The sequence below is a fragment of the Hyalangium gracile genome, from assembly GCF_020103725.1.
Lineage (GTDB): Bacteria > Myxococcota > Myxococcia > Myxococcales > Myxococcaceae > Hyalangium > Hyalangium gracile.
Genome location: NZ_JAHXBG010000014.1, coordinates 266,781 through 282,066 on the forward strand (window position 1 = coordinate 266,781; position 15,286 = coordinate 282,066).

General features: G+C 66.6%; 10 protein-coding genes and 2 pseudogenes. 9 read left to right on the forward strand and 3 right to left on the reverse strand.

Features of this window, described 5'->3' with window-relative positions:
• Positions 1 to 303 precede the first annotated feature (303 nt).
• Together KY572_RS27725 and KY572_RS27730 are read left to right on the forward strand one after the other, a co-directional pair.
• Positions 304 to 2,706 carry a hypothetical protein gene (locus KY572_RS27725; protein WP_224245987.1) on the forward strand — a complete coding sequence of 801 codons (2,403 nt, stop codon included), beginning with the start codon at positions 304 to 306 and terminating at the stop codon, positions 2,704 to 2,706.
• A gap of 462 nt (positions 2,707 to 3,168) precedes the next feature.
• Positions 3,169 to 3,774 carry a hypothetical protein gene (locus KY572_RS27730; protein ID WP_224245988.1) on the forward strand — a complete coding sequence of 202 codons (606 nt, stop codon included), beginning with the start codon at positions 3,169 to 3,171 and terminating at the stop codon, positions 3,772 to 3,774.
• Positions 3,775 to 3,799: 25 nt separating this feature from the next.
• Here KY572_RS27730 and KY572_RS27735 read toward each other — a convergent pair.
• Positions 3,800 to 4,102 (reverse strand): annotated as a pseudogene (locus tag KY572_RS27735) (hypothetical protein); the annotation flags it as partial.
• A gap of 84 nt (positions 4,103 to 4,186) precedes the next feature.
• Here KY572_RS27735 and KY572_RS27740 point away from each other — a divergent pair.
• Together KY572_RS27740 and KY572_RS27745 are read left to right on the forward strand one after the other, a co-directional pair.
• The gene (locus KY572_RS27740; RefSeq protein ID WP_224245989.1) at positions 4,187 to 4,480 is read left to right on the forward strand and encodes a hypothetical protein; all 294 of its coding nucleotides are present in this window, start codon (positions 4,187 to 4,189) and stop codon (positions 4,478 to 4,480) included.
• A gap of 247 nt (positions 4,481 to 4,727) precedes the next feature.
• The gene (locus KY572_RS27745; RefSeq protein ID WP_224245990.1) at positions 4,728 to 6,131 is read left to right on the forward strand and encodes a hypothetical protein; all 1,404 of its coding nucleotides are present in this window, start codon (positions 4,728 to 4,730) and stop codon (positions 6,129 to 6,131) included.
• 206 nt (positions 6,132 to 6,337) lie between these two features.
• Here the strand turns inward: KY572_RS27745 and KY572_RS27750 are convergent.
• Positions 6,338 to 6,499: pseudogene (locus KY572_RS27750) on the reverse strand (tyrosine-type recombinase/integrase); the annotation flags it as partial.
• A gap of 83 nt (positions 6,500 to 6,582) precedes the next feature.
• On the opposite strand from KY572_RS27750, the gene KY572_RS27755 reads away from it, so the two are divergent.
• Positions 6,583 to 7,596, forward strand: coding sequence for a trypsin-like peptidase domain-containing protein (locus tag KY572_RS27755; RefSeq protein ID WP_224245991.1), 1,014 nt, complete (start codon positions 6,583 to 6,585; stop codon positions 7,594 to 7,596).
• Positions 7,597 to 7,620: 24 nt separating this feature from the next.
• A complete protein-coding gene (locus KY572_RS27760) occupies positions 7,621 to 8,415 on the forward strand; it encodes a trypsin-like serine protease (protein WP_224245992.1) in 795 nt (264 codons plus the stop codon).
• Between the two features lie 362 nt (positions 8,416 to 8,777).
• On the opposite strand, the gene KY572_RS27765 is transcribed toward KY572_RS27760, so the two are convergent.
• Positions 8,778 to 9,806 (reverse strand): zinc-binding dehydrogenase, encoded by a 1,029-nt coding sequence (locus KY572_RS27765; protein ID WP_224245993.1) that lies wholly within the window; start codon positions 9,804 to 9,806, stop codon positions 8,778 to 8,780.
• A 71-nt stretch (positions 9,807 to 9,877) separates the two neighbouring features.
• Here KY572_RS27765 and KY572_RS27770 point away from each other — a divergent pair, with 71 nt between their 5' ends.
• From KY572_RS27770 to KY572_RS27780, 3 genes are all read left to right on the forward strand, one after another.
• On the forward strand, positions 9,878 to 11,086 hold the full coding sequence (locus tag KY572_RS27770; protein ID WP_224245994.1) for a hypothetical protein: 1,209 nt from the start codon (positions 9,878 to 9,880) through the stop codon (positions 11,084 to 11,086).
• A gap of 220 nt (positions 11,087 to 11,306) precedes the next feature.
• Complete coding sequence (locus KY572_RS27775) at positions 11,307 to 12,746, forward strand: hypothetical protein (RefSeq protein WP_224245995.1); 1,440 nt, start codon at positions 11,307 to 11,309, stop codon at positions 12,744 to 12,746.
• A gap of 343 nt (positions 12,747 to 13,089) precedes the next feature.
• Positions 13,090 to 14,832 (forward strand): bifunctional diguanylate cyclase/phosphodiesterase, encoded by a 1,743-nt coding sequence (locus tag KY572_RS27780; RefSeq protein WP_224245996.1) that lies wholly within the window; start codon positions 13,090 to 13,092, stop codon positions 14,830 to 14,832.
• Positions 14,833 to 15,286: the final 454 nt, after the last annotated feature.

Sequence of the window (15,286 nt, forward strand, 5' to 3'; positions counted from 1 at the left end):
CGTCCCGAGTGCGCCGAGGGGCGACACCTCGCACCAACTGGTCCTACAACCATACCAGTTGGCCCAGAGCGCGCCGCGAGGGGGCCCCTCGAGCTGCTCGAGCGAGTCGCAGCAGCGCTGCCCAGCCAAGCCCCGAGAGGAGGGTCTGAATTCCTTCGCTGGCTCCGCGTCCAGACAGCTTGTCAGGTCCGCGGGGCGGGAGGGGCGAAGGGAACAGGGCGCGACCGAGAGCTCTTCACCTCGGAAGGCAGGCTTGCCATGAAGCTGAGTCGGTGGTTGCTGGGTGCGCTCGCAGGAACCCTCGTGGGTTGTTCCGAAGCTCCCCCTCCGGAGGAGCCTGGCGCTCCGGGGCCGGAGGAGCTCATCCCGGGCCGGCCGGACTTCGAGTTCGCCACCGTGAAGGGCCCCTCCGAGCTGTCACCGAGAGCGAGCGGTCCGCTGCGAGCGCTGCTCTGCAATCGAGGCGACACCGATGGCAGCACCGAGGTGTCCTTCTATTTCTCCTACAACAACACCTTCGAGCCGTTCGACAAGTGGGTGACCACCACCGAGCCGATCTTCGTACCGGCGGGCGGCTGCGAGGACGTGAGCGAGCTGGTGGCGAGGCCGAATGTCCCGGATGCGAGCTATCACCTGATCGCGGTCGCGGATGTGGACATGCTGGTCAGCGAGGGCCGGGAGGGAAACAACGCCCGAGTGGGGGTGGGCAAGTTCACGGTGGACTTCCACGCGCCGCCCCGGCCGGTGCTGAAGTGGGTGGCCGGCGAATACTCCACGGGGCGCCCGCTCCTGGAAGTCACCTCCGAAGTGAACGACTTTGTCTACGTCTACAGCGGTGAGCGCTGCGAGGGCGAGCCCGTGGCGGAGTCGCGCGTCGGCTCGAGCTCGTTCTGCTACATGCCGATCGATCTGTCGGGAATCCCGTCGAGCAGCTACTCGGTCAGGGTGGTCGACTTCGTCGACAACGCGTCGGCGTGCAGCAGCATCCTCGCCCCGACCGACTACGGCACACCGCTCCCGGCCCCGGTCATCACGGAGGCGAGCTGGCAATATGCCTCGGTGGAGCATGATCTCCGCGTGAGGGGCACCGCCCAGCCTGGGGCCGAGGTGGGCATCTTCATCGACGCGCGGTGCACGGGCTTCCCGGCCGCCACCGTCTTCGCGGGCACCCAGGGAGCCTTCACCGCCGAGCTCAAAGTGCCGGCGTCCCCCGTGGGCACCCTCCGCCGGGTGTTCGTCGCCGCGCGAGACGAGAACCTCCGCGAGTCCTCCTGCGTGGAGGGCCCCACGTACCAGACGCCGTGCCCGCAGGGGTACTCCAACTGTGATGGGAACCCGGCCAACGGCTGCGAGGTGAACCTCACGGAGGACGCGAACCACTGCGGCGCCTGCGGGACGAGCTGCCAGGATCGAGGCAACGCGGAGGGGGTCTGCATCTCGGGAACGTGCGGCGTGGCGTGCCCGGTGGGCACCTATGACTGCGACGGGAACCCGGTCAACGGCTGCGAGTCCACCACCGTGTGCAGTCCTGCCGTCTGCACCGTCGACAGCGCGGAGGAGCTGCTCATCACCTCGCTCTCGGTGGTGGAGGATCCGGTGCGGACCGCGCCGGGCGGGGCCTGGCACTTCGGCACGCTGATGCGGCAGATGGCGGGCAACGAGGATCCGTCCACCCTGGTGCGCCAGTGGCTGAGGACGTGGAACACGACGCAGCGGGTGAATGGCCTCACGCTGCCGGCGCGCCCCCAGATGCAGTCGCAGGTGCTGGCTGCCTGGGAGGCTCGCAGCGGCGGGCCCGACCGGCCGCTGGACTTCAGCAAGGCGCCGTTCAGGCTACTGGCCATCGTGAACCGGATGGATCTGCGCAACCCGGGAGTGCAGGCCGGTGAGGGCCGCTTCGTCTTCGGGGTGCTGGACGCCGCGGGCAATCCGCTCGAGTTCACCGTCATCCTCGAGTACGCCCTGCCAGGCGGTACGCCGGAGGCCATCCAAGGCTGGGCGAGGGACTGGCATGAGCTGGGTCAGCTGGGGCTGGGGCACCCGAGCTACAAGGTGAAGCTCCAGGCGTTGACGGACCGCTTCACGAATGCGGGGGTGATGGCGGGGCGGCCACACGGCAACGCGCTGAACCAGATCCGCACGAACGAGGTGGCCCTGGCCGACGAGTGGGAGATGCGCGAGTTCGTCCTGACGAGCACGGCGCTGCAGCCGGCCACGGTGAAGCGCACGCCGGACCTCGGCTTCGAGAACACGAACGCCCTGCGCAACTTCATCCTGGCCAACCAGGCGGACGTCCTGGCCGAGCGACACACGGTGCCGGAGAGCCTGAACGGGGTGAGGTTCCTGGCCGCGAGGGCGCCGGTGCCGGAGGACTTCTTCTGGCGGGTGCCGGGCGTGCCCGGCGAGGCGCGGCACAAGTTCTCTCTCAACACGTGCAGCGGGTGTCACTCGCGGGAGACGGGGACGGAGTTCACGCACATCGCTCCGCGCGCCGCGGGGCAGGCGGCGGCCCTGTCGGCCTACCTCCGGGGTGGCACCCTGCCGGATCCGGTGACGGGGGTGAGCCGCTCCTTCAACGACTTGAGCCGCCGCGCCGAGGATTTGAAGGCGCTGGTGTGCGGCTCGACGTCGGCCCTGAGCCTCACGAGCGAGCACTTCGGAGGCTTCCCGGCGGCCTCCAACCTGCCTCCGGCGCGTGTGCACTGAGGCAGCGCACCTTGGAGCGCTTCAGGGGGAAAGGCGCGAGGGCCCCGGTCCTCGGGGCCGCTCCCATCGAGGGCGTGGAGGAAGGCGAGCAGCGCATCCTTCTCTTCAGCCGTGAGCCCCAGCGGACGCATGAGGGGACTCTGCCAGGGGTTCGAGTTCCCACCGCGATCGTAGAAGTCGATCACCTCCTCGAGGCTCTTCAGCGACCCGTCATGCATATACGGAGCGCGGCGGCTCACGTCGCGCAAGCCGGGCGTCTTGAACGCGCCCACGTCCGCCTCCTTCCGGGTCACCTCGTAGCGCCCCTTGTCCGCGAAGCCGGTCTTCGGGCCTCCAGAGCGCCGGCCCTTCGTGTCGTTCCAGCCGACCCCCAGGTGAATGATGCGGTTCTCGCGGTGGCCTGCTCACGGGTTCGGCGCTAGGTTGCACACCCGCTCTTTGCTCATGGGAGGCCTCGACTCCATGTTGTCCCTGGTTGCTGTTCTGGTGGCCGCCACTCCAGGCCATGCCTCGCTGCTCTCGCCCGCCACGTCTGCTCATGTCCACTCCGCGCGGTTGCTGGCCCAGGCCAGCCCCGGCGTGGGGGCGGAGCAGGGTCCCGCTTCCCAGCCGCCCCTCGTCACGGCTGCCCCCGAGGAGCGCATCCGCGAGCTGACCCTGCGCATCGATGAGCTCAATGATCGCATCCGCTCCATCAACACCGACTGGGCCACCAGCTCGGTCGTGATGCTGTACGCCGGCTACAGCACCGCGCCGCTGGTCCTCGTGGGGCTGCCGCTGCTCATCGTCGGACTGACGTCGAGCATCGGGAGCGCTGGCACGATCGCCGCCATCGGAGCCGTCATCACCGGCTTGGGCGCCGTGGGGATCGGGCTGCTGATCGCCGGCGTCGTGACAGGCATCAACTCGGCCGATGCGCCACGCGCCGAGAAGGCGGCCCTCATCTCCGAGCGCACCAGGCTGGAGAATGAGCTGCGCGAGCTGAAGCGCCGAGGAGCCCCGGAGACTCTTCGCTGGAATCCAGAGCCGCCCGCGCGCACCGTCACGATTGCCGCCATCTCCTTCTAGAGCACCGAATCTTTTGAAGTTCATGTTATCCGGCATTGAGGGAGGAGCGCTCCAAGTGCCGCTGCCATGACTCGATGTTCTGGATGGACGCGGCTCGTCGCAGGTCGAAGGTGTTCTTGCGTCCCCCCCGATCAGCCGGGCATGCGAGGTGCCGACTGCGCATATCTATCTTGAAGGCGGACTTGGCAAACAGCTCTCCATTCCTCGGCGCCCAAGGCTTGCACAGCACCTGGCCGCCGTTGTCCAGCACCTCATTCACCATGGGGCTGGTGATGTAGCACCTATCTATGTGCAACTCGTCCGGCCGTAGCCCCTGTCGCTCCAGGTCCGTGTCCGTCCGCCCGAGCGCCCCCGGTGAGGCGCTACCCGGCAGGAGAGAGGTGTAACAGGGGTTCGCCGAAGGAGGCGAGCGATGAGCACCCGAGGCACGGTGGCAAAGTTGCAGGAACGCAGGTGGCGGCAGTGGAGCCCCGAGAAAGCGCAGGAGCTATTGGCAGAGTGGCGAGCCAGTGGGCTTTCTCTGGGGAGGTTCGCCCGGGAGAGAGGCCTGGGGGGCGAGCGGCTGCGGTGGTATTTCGACAGCTTGGCGGGCTGGGTCGCCGGCGAGGCGAACGATGCACATCGCCATCGCCACATGCGCAAGGCGCGACTGCTCGACGGCATCGCCGAGCAGCTCGAGGCCATGCTGTCAGCCCATCATCGCTGACGCTCATCCTCGGCAGTGAGGTCGTCCTGCGTGGCAGCGAGGCCGTCCCGCGCTACGAGACGGCGCGGGCGATGCCACTGCCGCCCAACACCACTTCGCGGTTTTCAGCAAGGCGCGTCGTGGGTGCTGCCGGGCGGACGGACACCCATCAGGTGCTGAGTGCAGATAGAAAGAGTGCTCGGCGGAAAAACTTGACACACACGCGTCTGCCATAAAATGGCGAGTCCTCCTCCTTGGAACAATCGCCATGTTCATTTCTCAGCGCTGCACCTTAACTCTTCTGGTCGCCATTGCGGCTGTCTTCCCGGCAACGCCTGCCCATGCCCAATGGGAGCCATCGATCAGTATCGAATGGCAGACGAGGCAAATGGGGACGGTCGCCCCGGGCACGTCGTTCAACTGGAGCAACCGCGTCCACGTCTTCAGTATTGGAACGACCGTGTCCGCCCAAACCACCAGTGCGACCACGGTCGTCTCCCCGGCGTCGCAGTTCATCTCGGCCGGTCAGTCGGCGCCTTTTACCATCAATGGCACGGTGCCCACTGCCACCGGACCGTTTACCATCACCATCAACTTCACGTACTCCACTAGCAGCGGACCCGTAACTACGCCGGTGTGGATCACTGGCACAGTCAGTTCGGGAGTGCCAGGGAGTACAACCTACTTCGTGGGCGTTATCCCACAGACAGTGAGCGCGACACCGAGCGCTGCTGACTGCCCGCCAGGCGCCTCTCTCGTCTACTTCCACTTTGATGACGAGGACTCAGATAACGAGAATAACCGTTCGGGCTGGATTGGCGCGATTAAGAGCTACGAGAATACGATTTTCTACTACTGCCGGGTGGACGGCAGGCAGTTCAAGCCGCTATCCACAACCAATAGCGTAGCCAATCACTATGCCCTCATTCGGCTAGGAACAGCTTGTCCGCCTGGCTCCACGGCGTTCTCTCGATACTGGGACAACGAGAACAACAACAACATAAACAGTAGATGGACGTCGTCCGGAAATGCATTGGACTTCGGGCCCAACTCTGTCGTGGCTGACAGCCAGAATAGCATCATGCATTTCTGCCTGTTCCGGAGCGGCACCGACACGATGAGCGATTTCCCAAACTTGGGCATCCACTACGGCGTGTTCGCCGCGCCGGGTTTCAGCAAGGCCATACAATCCGGCTGGGTCTACACGGATGACGAGGACTCGACCAACGACAACAGCATGAGCGCGGACGCGGACGCGCAGAGGATCATCGCTCCCACCGGCAGTGACGGCCGCAACACGACCGTGTACACCGCCCGGGTGACGCCGGAAACAAGTCCGGTGGCGCGGTGCAGCGTGTCGCCGTCCGCTGGGATCGACAGCGCCTACGCGACCTTCGTCAACAACGGCAGTTATGCGCGGGTCGGGCGGACAATCAGCAGTTACTCGTGGTCCTTCAGTTCAGGAGGCTCCGCTTTCGGTCCTGGCCCTCATGCGCGAAGCTTTGGTGTGGGGACACACTGGGGCAGGCTGACTGTCACTGACAGCGCTGGCGAGTCGTCCGCTGCAATGTGTTATGTGACAGTCTCGTCATCCACCCCTGGCGGATGTCAGCAGGTATCGTCGCTCATGACTGAGGGGGAAAAATTCTTGAAGCCTCCGCCCTGCCCGTAGCCGCGTGGTGGGAGGTGGCGGCCGGGCTGGCGGCCTTTCTCCTGCCAGGAGGGGGCACCCAGGCATGAGCACGCACCAGCACCACGGCCCCAAGGCAAAGGGCTCCATCCCGAGAAGCCCAGCAATCTCACAGGGTTGCTGGGTTTTTCTTTGCCCTCGTTTTCTTCATGTGACCTCAGTGTGCCCCTCTGGCGTCTCTTGCCCAGAGCGGCGCGCGGCTGAGGAATGGGTCGGTCCAGTTCCTGGACCGCGCTCTCCCGCGCCTCGGGTGACAGGTGCGCGTAGCGCGTCGTCATCTCGATCGCCGCGCGCCTCATCAACTCCTGAATGACCCGGAGCGCTACACCCCGCATCGCGAGCGGCTGGCCGTCCGGCTTGACCCCAGCGCACCATGAGTGCTTGAGTCAGCCAAGTGAGAGATCCCCGCCCCAATGCGCACACTCAACGCAGTATGGGTATCGTCTCTGTCCTGCTCCTCACCTCAGCCATTCTGGGCGTGATCGGATACAAGAGTTGCAGGGAGGTGCCGCTGAGCGTCTCGGTGCCTGACTCTTCCCGTTCCGCCGCCTCCCCACCCAATCCTAGTGACAACATCCCAGACGATGCCGGCGCCCTGCAACCCGACGCCGCACAAGACACTCTGGAATTTGGAGTCACGAATACCCGCCTCTATCAATACGCAGGAACGATGGATGTCGAGAATCGCTATGCCTCCACGGTCATGATCAGCACTGATTCAGAGAGCATGTCGGCCAGATGCAGCGGCGTCCTGATCAGCCCTCGGGTTGTCCTCACCGCAGCCAGTTGCCTCTGCGAACCCTCGAAGAGCCCGCCGCCCGCCAATAGTAACTCTCTCCATGAGGCCAGCGCCTCATGCCTCCAACGCGCTGCCGTGACAACCGCCATCTATGGCGAAGTCCTCGACAAGAAATTCCCAGAAGCCACGACCCGAATGAGCTTCCACAGCTACGACGGCGAGGTGCACCCACACCCTGCATTCAAGTTTGCCTCGGATGATGCAGGCTCCCCTGGGGCCACGCAGGCGGATCTCGCTGTTGTCGTGCTGGATGAAGCCGTCAAGGATGTGAAGCCTGAGACCTTGATGGAGCAGGGCGAGTTTCAAGCTCATGACCCTCTCATCATGGCGGGCTATGCCTCCAGTGGAACAAAGCAGGCGGTAGGCGGGCTTTACGGGATCCGCTACTTCCGCCAGAACACAGTCACCCAGAGCCTGCCGGGAGACCAGGGAAGAATTCTTTATCAGCAGCATGGCCCTTTCATCTACAATGGCTACGCTGGCGGCCCCTGCTTTCGAGAAGACTCCCACCGGCGTCTGCTCGCCGGAGTCGCGGGCACCGGCGGCGGCCAGGAACTCTCCTTCACCAGCGTCCCTCCTTTTCTAGATTGGGTGCAGGCTCAGATTCGCCGGGAGTCTCCCAGCAACTCTCCCGCGCCACGGCGCTGAGATCCTTATTCGAGGTGATTCCGCATGCTTACCTGCCGAAACCTCCTGGCGTCATCGATGCTTGTGGCTCTATCCATATGCTTGGGGATGGGATGTGTATCCCCCCATCCAGAGTTCAAAGAAGAGAGAAGTATTCCTGGCATGAGGGGCGATTCTCTCTTGTCCCAAGATGTAAATGGAGTCTCGGGGGGCAAGTTCGATCGCGAAAATCTCTGGCGGACCACCGTCAACATTCAAAGCAACGCAGGAGTATGCAGCGGCATCCTCATCGCTCCCAAAGCCGTCCTCACTGCCGCTCATTGTTTCTGCGCGGTGACTCAAGCAGCTTTCGATAGATCCTCGTGCGTCAAGAGAGCCACGGTCATCAGCCACATCTATCTCTACCGGCCGGAGAACAGAGGATGGGAACCGATACCGACAACATCGGAAGGCGATGTCATCGCCCACGAGGAGTTCACATCGCAGCGCACCAGCGAGGGGTTCGTGGATCCTGCCAAGCGCGTTGCGGATCTCGCGATAGTCGCGCTGGACAAGGAGTTGGACGGACTCAAGCCTGACGTCTTGTTGAGGCCCCAGGACGTCTCCGAGGGCGATGAACTCACCGTAATTGGTTACGGTCCTACCAGGACCAACGGTCCCGATGGAAACGTCCGACGCTCCGGTACCAACACCATCTTCACCGTCACGGAGTTCCCCAACGGGAGGGTGCGCGAGTTCCGCTTCAATGGCTCAGGAGCCCACACGCATGATGGAGACAGCGGCGGCCCGGCCTTGTACTTCGATGATGGAAAGCGCTGGCTCGTAGGTATCAACGGCTGATACTCGGAGCAGGGGGAGCAATCATGGTTCACGGCCACTGCCAACTACGACGGTTGGATCAAGTCGCAGATCGCCAAGACCATGAGGCCAAGAGCCCCATGACCCCACGTCGAGTGAGACAGTTCCCAGGGAGCGTGTCGGCGAATCAGCTCGAGTGAAGAGATCGCGTAGTAGACGCCCAAGAAGCCCATGGTGGACGCCTTGGGTGGGAGGCACGTCCGGCACCAGCCCGCTCATCAACCGCGCTGCGGAAGACGGGAGCTGGCAAGGCACCAGTTCCGCCAGAGTGCGCCGACAGGATGGCCTCCAGACGATTCAGAGCGGGAAGGCTCTGCTCAGAGCGGAATAGCGTAGCGGTCAAACTATTCGCCGCCCCAGGCGTTCGGCCGGAAGAACACCTTGCCGGCCGTCATGTCCGAGGCGGCGATGCGCAGCGCCTCTCCCGCGGACTCCAGCGGCAGCGTGGCGCGCACGGGCGTCTCGAAGTCCTTGCCCAGCAGCGTGGGCACCTCCACCAGCGCGCGGAGCTGATCCTTCCCGAAGCCGCCCCGGAAGAACTCCGAGAGCCAGAAGCCCTCGATCTTCTTCTGGTGGAAGATGAACTCCCCCGGGTGGATGCGGCTCTCCTGCTCGGAGAGGCCCCCGTAGACGATCACCGTGCCCCCATCCACGAGGGCGCGCGCCAGGTGGCCCGTCATCGTCCCCGCCACCGCGTCGAAAGCCAGCGACACGCCCAGTTCCTGACAGATGAGCCGCAGCCGCTCCTCGAACTCCGGCTCGCTGCTGTTCACCACGTGCTCGGCGCCCAGCTTGCGCAGCATGGCCTCCTGCTCGGCCCGGCGGACGACGTTCACCAGGGGCAGCTTCTCCTTGCGCGCCAGCTTCTGCAGCATGCGGCCGACGGTGCTCGCCGCCGCGCTCTGCACCAGTGCCTTGTGCTTGCCCTGGCGCGCCCGCTCCATCAGCGCCCACGCCGAGAACGGGTTGACGAAGAAGCTGGCCCCCTGCTCGTCGCTGAGGCGCGGCAGCAGGGGAAAGCACTGCTTCAGCGGCACCACCACGTACTCGGCCCACGTTCCGTCCGTGGATGGGGTTGGCACACATCCCACCCTGCGCCCCACCAGCAGCCGCCCCGCCAGGCTCCCCGCCGCCACCACCGTCCCGCTGCCTTCGAAGCCCGGAATCGCCGGCAGCGGCTTCTTCACCCCGTAGAGTCCTCGAACGAACATCAGATCCGAGGGGTTGATGGGGGCGGCGGCCACTCGCACCAGCACCTGGCCCGCCTCGGGCTTCGGCACCGGCACCTCCGTCACCTGGAGAGACTCGGGCCGGCCGTCATAGGCCGACAGGCACAGCGCTCGCATCTTCTCGGGAAGGGCGGAGGAGGTCATCCACAGACCTTTTTATTCGGCCACGCGTTCCAGCGGGAACCTTTCTCTCGCCTGCCGCGTCGGAGTTCCCGATGTCCGCCACTGTCCTGCAGCTCCACCACCGCGAAGTCTTCGAGCGAAATGTCACCCGCGCCCTGGCCGCCGGAGCCGGAGCCGGGCTGCTGCACCTGGCTTCCCTGAAGCTGGGTGTAGCGCTCCCCCTGGCCTACCTCGTCATCGTCGGCACCCTGCTGGCCGTGGCCCGGGGCGACAGGTGGGACCGGCTCCTGCTGTCGGGCCTCGGCGTGCTGCTGCCCGCCCTGCCCTATGCCCTGGGCATGGCGCCCGCGTGGACGGCCGGACTCAGCGCCGCGGCGGCGGGGGCGCTGCTGGTTCGCGCCCACCTCAATGAGCGTGGTGAGGAGAGCCAGGTCGGCGAGCGGCGCCCTACTCTCGTGAACTATCTGCTCGGCGCCGGCCTGTGCGTCGGGCTCACCCTGGGCGGAGTGGAGGTGGCGCGCGTGCTCGCCGCGCGGATGGCTGATCTGGCGACGCCCGTGATGCTCGGCGCGGGGGTGGCCGGCGCCGTCGTGGGCCTCTTCGTGGGGCTCAGCTCCGTGGCGGCGCACCTGGCGCTCTCCTCGGATCCCGTGGAGGCCCGCTGCGAGGAGCTGCTGCCCCGGCTCTCCGGGGACTTCCACACCCTGGCCCAGCGCGCGCTGACCCTCTATCGGCAGTGCGGCCAGTCGCTGGCGCAGCTCCCCCGCGAGCCCGCCCGTGAGGAGCTGGCCCGGACGCTGTCCCGGATGACGCGCGATGCCGTGGAGCTGGCCTCCGAGTGGGCGGGCGTGGAGGCCCAGCTCGAGGAGCGCGCGCAGACGGAGCTGGAGAACGAGCGAGAGGAGCTGCTCCGGGCCGCGAAGGCGAGCACCGACGTGGTGGCCCGCCGGCAGCTCGAGTCCGCCGCCGCGTCCCTGGGCGAGGAGGTGGAGCGGCTGGCAGAGCTCAAGCAGCGCCGGGAGCGCATCCTCGCGCGGCTCCGGGCCCAGGTGGCGCAGCTCGACCGGGCCCGGGTGGCGCTCCTGTCCCTGCGCAGCGGGCACGCGCAGATGAAGGCCGCCGAGCTGTCGGCGCTGACCCGCCGCTTCCGGGCGCTCTCCTCCTCCCAGCTCGAGGAGGGACAGGCGATGGAGGCGGTGGCGGCTCAGGCGACGCTCTCTCAGACGGAGCCGCTCCCCGCGGCTCCGGCGCCCACCGCGCCGGAGGACGCCCCCGAGCATGGCCGAGGCCAGAGGGTGTAGAGGAGCGCGGCCCGCAAGAGGCCAGCGCGCCGCCGGGGAGCCGAAGAAGGAGAGGGGGTGTTGTCGCTGGCGCAACGAGTGTTGCCCCTGGCGCAACGCCCCGGAGGGCCCACGATGGCGGCTCTCCCTGTGAGCGGCTCCGCGAGCAAGGCTGGCGCGAGGCTTGCTCTTGCCTGGCTCCGCGTCACGACGACGCCAAACGATCGGGGAATAGCACTCCATGAAGCGGTTCTCGAAGAACGTCCACTCTCTCTGCGGTGCGCTGGTGTGTGGCGCCACCCTGGCGCTGGCGGGGCAGGCGCAGGCCGAGACGCTGATCAGCGTCGACACGGCGGGCTGCAGCACGAACATGGCCATCAACAACGCGATTGGCCAGAGCTTCCAGGTCGGCTCGCCGACGAGCGTCGAGTCGATCGAGGTCTGGATCAAGCCGGAGCTGTACTACACCACCTCGTACACCGTGGAGGTGTACGACGGCGAGGGCACGGGTGGCACGAAGCTGGCCACCTCGTCCACCACGGTGACGCTGGGCTCGCAGACGGCGGGGGTTGCCTCGGGGTTCCAGGTCTTCACCTTCTCGGGCCTGTCGCTGGAGGCCCACCACGCGTACACGTTCAAGCTGGTGCGGCTGTCGCAGTACTCGGGCGCCTTCTCCGAGTGCGGCGACGTGTACAGCGCGGGCAAGGAGTACTGGCTGGGCTACAGCGCCCAGAACTCGCGCGACATCTCCTTCAAGCTCAATGGCACGGCGACCCCCGCGCCGGACCCGGAGCCGACGCCCGTGGAGGAGCCGCTCATCTCGGTGGAGACGGCGGGCTGCAACACGAATGTCGCCATCAACAACGCCATCGGCCAGAGCTTCCGCGTGGCGAAGGTGACGCGGCTCCAGAAGATCGAGTTCTGGATCAAGCCGGAGCTGTACTACACCACCTCGTACGCCATGGAGCTGTACGACGGCGAGGGCACGGGCGGCACGAAGCTCGCCACCTCGCCCACGACGGTGACGCTGGGCTCGCAGACGGCGGGTGTCCCCTCCGCCTTCCAGGGTTTCTCGTTCGCGGGCGTCACGCTACAGCCGGACCACGCGTACACGTTCAAGCTGGTGCGGCTGTCTCAGTACTCTGGCGCCTTCTCCAAGTGCGGCAACGTCTACCCCCACGGCATCCAGTACTGGCTGGGCAGCTACTCGGACACGCCCTACGACGCCTCCTTCAAGCTGTACGGCTCCGAGACGCTGGCCCTCGAGTCGCTGTCCTGGTCGGCGGCGGGCCCCGGCACCCGGTCAGCCACCGCGGACGGCAGCGCCACGGACGCGATGACGTTCGACTACTCGCTCAGCGGCTCGAGCGTGTGGAGCGCCCAGTCGTGGACCTACTCCGCCACGGCGCCGCGTGACACCACGCTGGAGTTCGGCTGGAACTACACCGGCTTCCACGCCTGGTACCGCGTCAACGCCCAGGCGCGCGCCTTCGCGGACGGCCCCAACGGCCGCGCCTACGTGGACCTCTACTCGCGGAACTACGGGGACGGCTGGAACGTCAGCGGCACCGCCTCGCTCGAGCTCCACGAGGGCTACGCCTTCGGCTTCATCATCGACGGCTCGAACTACGACAGCGACTCGCGCCTGCTCGGCACGCTGAAGGTTACCTCTCAGCCCTGAGTCGCCGCCCGCCGGCAGCTCGAGTCCGCCGCCGCGTCCCTGGGCGAGGCGGTGGAGCGGCCGGGGGCGCCCATCGGCTCCGGTGGCCCCCTGGCGCTCCGGCGGGCCGGGCCCGGTCAACGCTTGCGTCCCAAACCTATGACAGGCGGGCGAGCAGCCGTGCGCCGGGAGCATGTCGAGCTGGCGCGTTGCCATCCGGACACTCCGAGTCGTGTGTGTCCTCCTACCCGCTGTGCGGCCAGGAGCAGGAGCCTTGGCTGTCATGGCAGCGTGACGGGCTTGTTGCGTGGCGCTCACTCGCCCGGCGTGGGGCGGTCAGAGGCATCCGTTACATCTTCCAGGCATGAGCCTTCCCGTGATCAGCGGTGCCTCCGAGCCGCCTTCGTGGCTCTGGAGCGGCGACCAGCCCCGGATCGTCTCCGTGTTCCAGCCCATCGTGGATCTGATGAACGGGGAGCCCATCGGGTACGAGGTGCTCTCGCGAGGGGCGGGGCCCATCCAGGCGCCGCACGTGCTGTTCAGCAAGGCGCGGGTGGAAGGGGTCTGCTGGGAGCTGGAGAGGGCGTGCTGGACGGCGGCCGTGCGTCGCATCGCCACGCTGCCGCTCGAGGATCGCCGCGTGCCCTTCTTCTTCAACGTGGGGCCGGACGTGCTGAGCGATCCGCGCTTCCGGGATGGCGCTCCGCTGGAGCTGCTGGCGAGCCATGGGATGAGCCCGCGGCAGATCGTCCTGGAGATCACCGAGACGAGCACCTTCGCGGACTCGGAGCAGCTGGCGGCGCTCACGCGGCGGTACATGGGGCACGGCTTCGGCATCGCCCTGGATGACTTCGGCGCGGGGTACTCGGGGCTGGTGACGCTGGTGCACAGCGCGCCGCACTTCATCAAGCTGGACCAGGCGCTGGTGCGAGACATCCACCAGCACAGCTACCGGCAGCACCTGGTGAAGTCGCTGGTCACCTTCGCCTCCAGCGTGGACAGCACGCTGATCGCGGAGGGCGTGGAGACGTGGGAGGAGCTGAACGTGCTGCTGCGGCTGGGCGTCCGTCATGCCCAGGGCTTCCTGGTGGCGCGGCCGGCGAGTGATCCGCCTCGCCCCACGTCGGAGTTCGAGCTGCGGCGACGGGAAGCCATCCGCGAGGTCCACTTCCAGAAGGACGAGGACGACGAGACGGTGGGCGGCATCGTCATCCCGCGCCTGAGCGTGCACGCGCTGACGACGGACGAGGAGCTGGATCGGCTCTTCATGCGCCCCCCGGGGCTGGATCACGTGGTGTTCGTGGAGCAGGAGAAGCCGCGAGCGCTGGTGACACGGCATGGCGCGCAGCGAGTCACCATCGAGCGACCGCTCGTGGTGGAGGAGAGCATGTCCATCACGGCGCTGGCGACGGCGGCCATGGAGCGTGCGCCGGAGGCGCTCTACGATCCGGTGGTGGTGACGGACGCGCAGGGGCGGTTCCTGGGCACGGTGACGATGAAGCAGCTGATCGCCCGGGCCACGGAGCTGGAGGTCCGCGCGGCGAAGGGGGCCCACCCGCTCACGCACCTGCCAGGGAACCGGATGATCGAGCGGTGGATCCGGCAGGCGCTCCAGGGCGCGGGGTTCACGGTCATCTACGGGGACCTGGATCACTTCAAGGAGTACAACGACCGCTACGGCTTTGCGCGGGGGGACAAGCTGATCCGACTGACGGCGCGCGTGCTCTCGGAGAGCCTGCACCTGCTGCCCAGCGGAAGCCAGGTGGGCCACGTGGGCGGGGATGACTTCGTGCTGGTGTGCCCGGACGCGGTTGAGCCCGCGGCGCTCGAGGCGATCTGCCGGCGCTTCGACGAGGAGAAGCGCGCGCTGTTCGAGGCGGGGGATCTGGAGCGCGGGTGGTTCCAGGCCAGGGACCGCAAGGGCACGAGCGTGCAGGTGCCTCCGGTGACGCTGAGTCTGGCGGTGCTGGACAGTCGGAAGATGGGAGGCGACGTGCATCCGGCGTCCCTGTCGAGCATGGCCGCCTCGTTGAAGAAGAAGGTGAAGGAGCTGGCGGCCAGCACGCGCACCAGCGCGTTCATGTTCGAGCGCCGCGCGCAGCCGTAGCCGCGCGGAGCTGACCAGGATGGCTCACCCGAGCATTCCTGGGCATAGTCCAAGCCATGTGTGATGGCACGGTCCTCTCTCGCAAGCTCGACAAGAAGTGGCACCCCTTTTCCGAAGCCGCGCAACAAGGCCCGCACGGATTCGGGCCCATCCCTCGCGAGCCAGGGGTCTATGTCCTGCGCGCCACGACAATCTTCAGGAGCTGATCGAACTCGCCTGGTCCGGCCATACGATCAACGATCCATTCTGGGCTCTCCTTCATGCGGGGTAGCGTTTCGAGATCGGTATCCAGACAGTGGAGCCTCGATCCGAGAGCGCCTTGGAGGCACTCCTCAAGACCCTCTATCAACGCCACCATGGCGACAAGAAGCCCCACTGGTGGAGCGGTAAAAGCGGACCTCCACTTCGGATGAGCACGCCAAGCGAGCAGGACCTGCGAACTGGCGCCGAGTCG

Coding starts and splice junctions, on each gene's coding strand:
- KY572_RS27730 (WP_224245988.1), top strand. CDS start 3,169: ATGTTGTCCCTGGTTGCTGTTCTGGTGGCCGCCACTCCAGGCCATGCC.
- KY572_RS27740 (WP_224245989.1), top strand. CDS start 4,187: ATGAGCACCCGAGGCACGGTGGCAAAGTTGCAGGAACGCAGGTGGCGG.
- KY572_RS27745 (WP_224245990.1), top strand. CDS start 4,728: ATGTTCATTTCTCAGCGCTGCACCTTAACTCTTCTGGTCGCCATTGCG.
- KY572_RS27755 (WP_224245991.1), top strand. CDS start 6,583: ATGGGTATCGTCTCTGTCCTGCTCCTCACCTCAGCCATTCTGGGCGTG.
- KY572_RS27760 (WP_224245992.1), top strand. CDS start 7,621: ATGCTTACCTGCCGAAACCTCCTGGCGTCATCGATGCTTGTGGCTCTA.
- KY572_RS27765 (WP_224245993.1), bottom strand. CDS start 9,806: ATGACCTCCTCCGCCCTTCCCGAGAAGATGCGAGCGCTGTGCCTGTCG.
- KY572_RS27770 (WP_224245994.1), top strand. CDS start 9,878: ATGTCCGCCACTGTCCTGCAGCTCCACCACCGCGAAGTCTTCGAGCGA.
- KY572_RS27775 (WP_224245995.1), top strand. CDS start 11,307: ATGAAGCGGTTCTCGAAGAACGTCCACTCTCTCTGCGGTGCGCTGGTG.
- KY572_RS27780 (WP_224245996.1), top strand. CDS start 13,090: ATGAGCCTTCCCGTGATCAGCGGTGCCTCCGAGCCGCCTTCGTGGCTC.